The following is a 5,913-nucleotide window of genomic DNA, read 5'->3' as shown; positions in this document are numbered from 1 at the left end:
GTAACTTTGTAATAAATTGCAGGATTTCTTTATATAAAGGCAGTTTGGGGAATTGAGGAAAAATGGGGTTACGATTTGGAGACCGTTCTCAATTCTACGTTCTGCTACAAATTGCATTCAATGAACTCCGACTTTGAGCCACCAGCCTTTTCTATGACTCTCTTTCGGGTGCAAAGGTACAACAAAAAAATGAAAGGACAAAGGAAATTCCTATTATTATTGAGTTTGGACGGAAATCTGTAGACATATAAACCAGTGGGCATATACAAAAGGTAAGAAATAAAGAGGGAATCTGTAGCCGACGTGTCAGCACAGACATCCTTTTTTCATCTGTCCAACACCTTTTCATCATTTCACCCAATCGGTATTCTTTACTACGACAGACGATAACATACGAAAGTCGTTTTTTTATTGGCGAAGCCGATACTGAGATGAAGTTTACGTCAGATAGTTTCCACCCAAAATAGATATTGCACGAATGGTAACTCTTTCGTAACTTTCACCACCTGTCCGAAGATTTCATAGCAGCATCATTGCAGTGGCCGTCTGCACGGCTTCCATCGAATTGTCAACGCTCAGTTTCTGGAGGATGTTTTGGCGGTGAGTGTTCACGGTGTGGATGCTGATGTGGAGCGTGTCGGCAATCTCCTTGCTGAGTAGGCCCTGCTTGATAAGCAGCAGGATTTCCCGCTCGCGCTTACTCAAGATATTGAAACGTTCTTCATAGAGAGCCAGTTTTTGCACGGCACCAGTCTCTACATTGATAATACTGGGATTGATGCCGTGAATCGGTTCTTGCTCTGGCGACAGTTCGTATAGGCAGGTAACGAGTCGCATTAGTCCGTCGGCATCGTTCATCTGGATGCGGGTCACATTATGAATATAGGTATAGTCGCCATTAGCCTTCTGCATCCTGATGCGGCAGGTGGCGTGGTATTTCAGCCGTTCCTCGGCCCTCATGTCATCCACCATCTCGAAGTAACGGAGTTCGAGCATCCGCTTGTCCACCAGGTCCTCAGGGTGGATGCGCCGATAGATGAAGTCCTCGTCGATGTCAATCAGTTCCTCCTCCGGCACCTCGCCGTGCAGCCCTAAGATGTCCACCAGCCTGCCAATGGCAAAGTAACTGCCGTTCGTGGCCAGATCGCTCAATATGGCGCACCCCTGACTGATGGCAGTCGATGCACCGATAAACCGTCGGCAGGCCTCGATGTCACCTTCATCCAGTGCCGATAGCCGGAACTCATGCCGGTGGAACACTGTCTGTAACTCCTTCCTCAGTACATCCATATCCTCTACACTTTTGGTTATAAATCAGTATTGCACGGTTCAAGGAATCCTTGTACCTTTGCACCGCACTTTCTCAAGTGCAAAGGTACGAAATAAAAATCAAATCAAAACCGAAATATGGATAATACAACAACGACAAAAGGACAAACGATTGACAAGCACAAGTTTGTCACACCACCCAGACACATTAACTTCCATGCCAAAAGGCTTTTTGGCGAGATGGGACGTATCCTTGACGGGGCTATTGCTTATATAGACCTCAATGGTGGAGGGCCAACGGAACTGCACACCCATGAGCATGACCACCTCTTTATCGTGACCGAGGGCGAGGCTCGTATACAATTGGGTGACCGCGAGGTGATTATTGGGCAAGACGAAGCATTCCTCGTTGACGGGCATATTCCTCATGCCGTCTGGAACAATTCGGATGGTATCACCAAGATGATAGGTATTTCAGTCATAAAGTAATATGAGCAGAATTTTAATATTGGTGGGCAGTATGCGTCGAGGCGGGAATACCGAGATGCTGGCGCAGGCATTTGCGGAGGGAGCCCGAGAACATCATGAGGTGGAGATTATTTCTGTGGCTGATGTCAAGGTCAATCCCTGCATTGGATGTAATTCCTGTTTTAGCAGAGCTGGTAATGCCTGTTCACAAAAAGATGATATGACAGCGATATACGCAAAGTTGAGGCTAACGGATGTCCTCGTCCTGGCCTCACCCGTCTATTTCTACGGCATCAGTGCCCAGCTAAAGGCTGTAATAGACCGACTGCACACGCCACTTCGAAACCATTTCCCTATCCGATGCCTCGCCCTGCTGTTAGTAGGTGCGTCCACCCTGCCAGAACTGTTTGATGCTATCGTGACCCAATACCGGCTCACCCTCAATTTCTTCCATATAGAGGATGCTGGCATGGTACTGGTTAGGGGAGTAAAAGACAAAGGTGACATCAAAACCACGGATGCCTTGGAACGAGCATATCGGTTAGGACAAAACATTATAGGATAACTATTAATTACCAAGATTATGAATGTAAAACAAAAGAAAATGTTATTGACGATGCCAAGCATCATCCTTATGTCAGTCACATGGTGGCTCGTATTCTACAACCTCTGTCACATGCCAAAGGCATTCTGCTTGGCAACTGTGGCGTTCGTGATTCTCTCAGCTTTCAGCAAGGCGATTGTTCCTGCCGAGATGAAGAGGCCGAAAGACATACTGATAAGCGCTATTTGGGCTTTGGTATGGTTTCCGTGGCTCTGCTACGAACTGCTGTTGAGGCATGGAGTTTTAAGAAATGCTATGGCTATAAGTGTCTTCTGCTGTATGGTCTTGTCCACAAATGCGGCAGTTAAGATTGACCGTATCGAACCGACAGACTGGTATGTTGGGATGAAGAACACCTCGCTCCAACTGATGATCTATGGCAAGGATGTGCGTAATGCCAATGTCACGACAGACTATTCTGGTGTTGCCATCGACTCCGTCGTCCGTTTGGACAGTCCCAACTACCTGTTGGTCTATCTGAATATGGCAGAAGCCAAGGCAGGTGAGATGGTACTGAAGATAGATGGCAAGCGAGTCAGGTATCAGTTGAAGCATCGGGAGAAACGCGGCGAAGAGCGCATTGGATTTACCTGCGCTGATGTGCTCTACCAACTGATGCCCGACCGCTTTGCCTCTGGCATGGTGGAGAACGACCAACTGATAACGATGAATCCCTATCAGTGCGACCGCTCCAACCCCAACCTTCGTCATGGTGGCGACTTGGAGGGAATCCGTCAGCATCTGGACTACTTCAACGAACTGGGCGTAACCGCCCTTTGGTTTACACCCGTCTTGGAGAACAACTCACCTGACCGCGACGGTTCCAGCACCTACCACGGCTATGCGCCAACTAACTACTACCGCATAGACCCGCGCTTCGGCAGCAATGAGGACTATCGCATGCTGACCGATGAGGCTCACAAGCATGGACTGAAAATGGTGATGGACATGATATTCAACCACTGCGGCTTTGAGCATCCGTGGGTGGCAGATATGCCCTCATGCGACTGGTTCAACTGCCCGGAGTGGTTGACCGATGCAAATGGTGAACCGACTGCCAACGAGAAATATCAGCAGACGAGTTACCAACTGACGCCCGTCCGCGACCCATACGCCTCGAAGATAGACCTGCACGAAACGCTGGAGAGTTGGTTCGTGCCATCGATGCCCGACCTTAACCAGCACAATCCCCACGTGCTGCGCTATCTCATTCAGAACTCCATGTGGTGGATAGAGACTATAGGCATCGACGGCATCCGTATGGACACCTACCCCTACGCTTTCGGAGATGCCATGTCTGAGTGGATGCAGGCTATCAACGAGGAGTATCCCAACTATAACGTCGTCGGAGAGACGTGGGTGACGGAGCCTGCCTATACTGCTTCCTGGCAGAAGGACAACTGGCTGACCAAGGAGAACAGCCACCTGCCTACCGTGATGGACTTTGCTTTCTACGACCGCATGGTACAAGCAGCGGGTGAGAACACCAACGACTACGGCAAAGGCCTCAACCGCATCTATAACTCGCTGGTCTATGACTACCTCTATCCCAATCCGTCGAGTGTACTGGCTTTCATAGAGAATCACGACACAGACCGCTATTTAGGAAACGGAACGGATACTCTCGCACTGAAACAAGCGTTGGCATTACTGCTGACCATCAATCGCATTCCTCAGCTTTATTATGGTGTGGAAATCCTGTTGAATGGCACGAAAGCACAGGGCGACGGCAATGTGCGGCAGGATTTCCCTGGCGGCTTCTGGGATGACAGCCGAGATGCTTTTACAGCTGAAGGGCGCACAGATGCGGAGAACAGCATGTTCCGTTGGCTCAGCCGTCTGCTGCACTGGCGACAGGGTAATGAGATCATCAGCAAAGGCACAATGACGCAGTTTATACCGTATCGAGGCATTTATGTTGTTGCCAGACAATACCGAGGACGAACGGTTCTTATCATCCTCAACGGAACGCCCGACGTCACCACCTTGCCTGTCAGCCGCTATAAGGAAGTCATCGGACATCACCGACAAGGCCGAAACGTCATTTGCGGCTGTGCTGTTGATCTCAGCAGAGAGATAGAACTCCAACCCCGTGAATCACTCATCATAGAATACTGAATAGCGTATGAAGCCACTGATATTGAAACAAGACCTGCTGGCGGCATTCCATGAGTTGGGAATGCACGAGGGAATGACGGTGATGGCGCATACCTCATTGAGCAGTATGGGGTATGTATGCGGAGGCGCACCGACGGTGATAGAGGCACTGTTGGAAACTGTTGGGAAGGAAGGGACGATTATGATGCCGACACAATCGTGGAAGAACCTTGATCCCGATGTGGGCGTGCATCCCGAAGTGAGCGAAACAGATTGGCAGATAATACGCGACTACTGGCCCGCCTACGACAAACGGACGACACCGACGCAGACGATGGGAGTCGTCGCAGAGTTGTACCGTCAGTGGCCTGGCACGCTAAGAAGCGACCACCCTGCCCGCTCCGTATCGGCTAATGGGAAGATGGCCGGCTTTCTTACTGGGCACCACGACCTGTCGAATATCTTCGGAGACGGCTCACCCATAGGGCGGCTCTACGACATCGACGGATACGTACTGCTGATTGGTGTGGGTTATGACAAGAACACCTCTCTGCATTTGGCTGATGCCCGTGCCGAATATAAGAGCAAGCACACCACGATAGAGCATAGTGCCATCATGGAGAATGGGTGTCGTGTCTGGAAAGCTTACGAGACGCTCTACGTCGATGGCAAGGACTTCACTCAAATAGGCGAGGCCTTTGAGCAGACGCATCCCGTCGCTAAAGTCCGGCTGGGGAATGCCGTACTCCGACTGATGTCTCAAAGGCAACTCGTAGACTTCGCCGTGAGATGGATAGAAGCACACAGAGACTGAAAATTCATCAGTTTTGGGTATTGCACAAATGGAAAAATCGCCGTACCTTTGCAGCGCAAATTCAAGATACATATGCAAAGAAGATATAAAAGACATAGGTTCTTGCAGAGCAAGCGGCCTTTGGCCGAGCGAGTAGCCATAGACATCCGTCGGGAGAGGACTTACAGCTGTAGGTCCTCTCTTTTTTCTGAACGGTTTTGAATATTGTTCATTTTTGAAGAGATAGAGACTATGCAGATACAAAAGGAACATACACGCGAGCAGATACTACAGGCGGCAGAGCAGGCTTTCCACCAACAAGGCTTTGCCAAGACCTCGATGCGCGACATTGCCCGGCTATCGGGCGTGGGTGTGGGAAATCTCTACAACTATTTCCCAAAGGGTAAGGATGAGATATTCCGCCTGATAGTCAGTCCGCTGATACAGGACATGGAACGGATGGTTTACGAGCACCACGATGAGCGGCATGCAGAGAGGTACTTGGACTACTTGAGCAACGGAAATCCAGAATTGCTGGAATACCAGATGCGGGAATACCTCTCTCTGATGCGCCGCCATCGTCGCCTGATGGAACTGCTTTTCTTTCGGGCGCAAGGCTCGTCGTTGGAGAACTTCATGGACGAGTTTACCGACCGCTGCACGGAACAAGTGGTACGCTTCA

The 5,913-nt window shown here is 49.9% G+C and carries 6 protein-coding genes; 5 read left to right on the top strand and 1 reads right to left on the bottom strand.

Annotation, left to right across the window (positions count from 1 at the left end):
• Positions 1–519: 519 nt before the first annotated feature.
• The gene (locus tag Q0R57_RS14410; RefSeq protein ID WP_294749154.1) at positions 520–1,290 is read right to left on the bottom strand and encodes a LuxR C-terminal-related transcriptional regulator; all 771 of its coding nucleotides are present in this window, start codon (positions 1,288–1,290) and stop codon (positions 520–522) included.
• A 117-nt stretch (positions 1,291–1,407) separates the two neighbouring features.
• Between Q0R57_RS14410 and Q0R57_RS14405 the strand changes: the two genes are divergently transcribed.
• From Q0R57_RS14405 to Q0R57_RS14385, 5 genes are all read left to right on the top strand, one after another.
• Positions 1,408–1,758: a cupin domain-containing protein gene (locus tag Q0R57_RS14405; RefSeq protein WP_294749153.1), complete on the top strand. Its 351-nt coding sequence runs from the start codon at positions 1,408–1,410 to the stop codon at positions 1,756–1,758.
• Position 1,759: 1 nt separating this feature from the next.
• On the top strand, positions 1,760–2,302 hold the full coding sequence (locus Q0R57_RS14400; protein ID WP_294749151.1) for a flavodoxin family protein: 543 nt from the start codon (positions 1,760–1,762) through the stop codon (positions 2,300–2,302).
• 294 nt (positions 2,303–2,596) lie between these two features.
• Complete coding sequence (locus Q0R57_RS14395) at positions 2,597–4,459, top strand: alpha-amylase family glycosyl hydrolase (protein ID WP_294749156.1); 1,863 nt, start codon at positions 2,597–2,599, stop codon at positions 4,457–4,459.
• Positions 4,460–4,466: 7 nt separating this feature from the next.
• On the top strand, positions 4,467–5,252 hold the full coding sequence (locus Q0R57_RS14390) for an AAC(3) family N-acetyltransferase (RefSeq protein ID WP_294749149.1): 786 nt from the start codon (positions 4,467–4,469) through the stop codon (positions 5,250–5,252).
• A gap of 231 nt (positions 5,253–5,483) precedes the next feature.
• A partial coding sequence (locus Q0R57_RS14385; RefSeq protein ID WP_294749147.1) for a TetR/AcrR family transcriptional regulator occupies positions 5,484–5,913 on the top strand: 430 nt, incomplete at its 3' end.

The organism is uncultured Prevotella sp. (assembly GCF_946407605.1).
In the GTDB taxonomy this organism is placed as follows: Bacteria; Bacteroidota; Bacteroidia; order Bacteroidales; family Bacteroidaceae; genus Prevotella.
Note: the sequence above shows the minus strand (reverse complement) of the source record. Positions and strands in the feature narration are given on the sequence as shown.

What these genes read in the sequence shown, in the direction of transcription:
- Q0R57_RS14410 (WP_294749154.1), bottom strand. Translation starts at nt 1,290, where the DNA reads ATGGATGTACTGAGGAAGGAGTTACAGACAGTGTTCCACCGGCATGAG.
- Q0R57_RS14400 (WP_294749151.1), top strand. Translation starts at nt 1,760, where the DNA reads ATGAGCAGAATTTTAATATTGGTGGGCAGTATGCGTCGAGGCGGGAAT.
- Q0R57_RS14405 (WP_294749153.1), top strand. Translation starts at nt 1,408, where the DNA reads ATGGATAATACAACAACGACAAAAGGACAAACGATTGACAAGCACAAG.
- Q0R57_RS14390 (WP_294749149.1), top strand. Translation starts at nt 4,467, where the DNA reads ATGAAGCCACTGATATTGAAACAAGACCTGCTGGCGGCATTCCATGAG.
- Q0R57_RS14395 (WP_294749156.1), top strand. Translation starts at nt 2,597, where the DNA reads ATGGCTATAAGTGTCTTCTGCTGTATGGTCTTGTCCACAAATGCGGCA.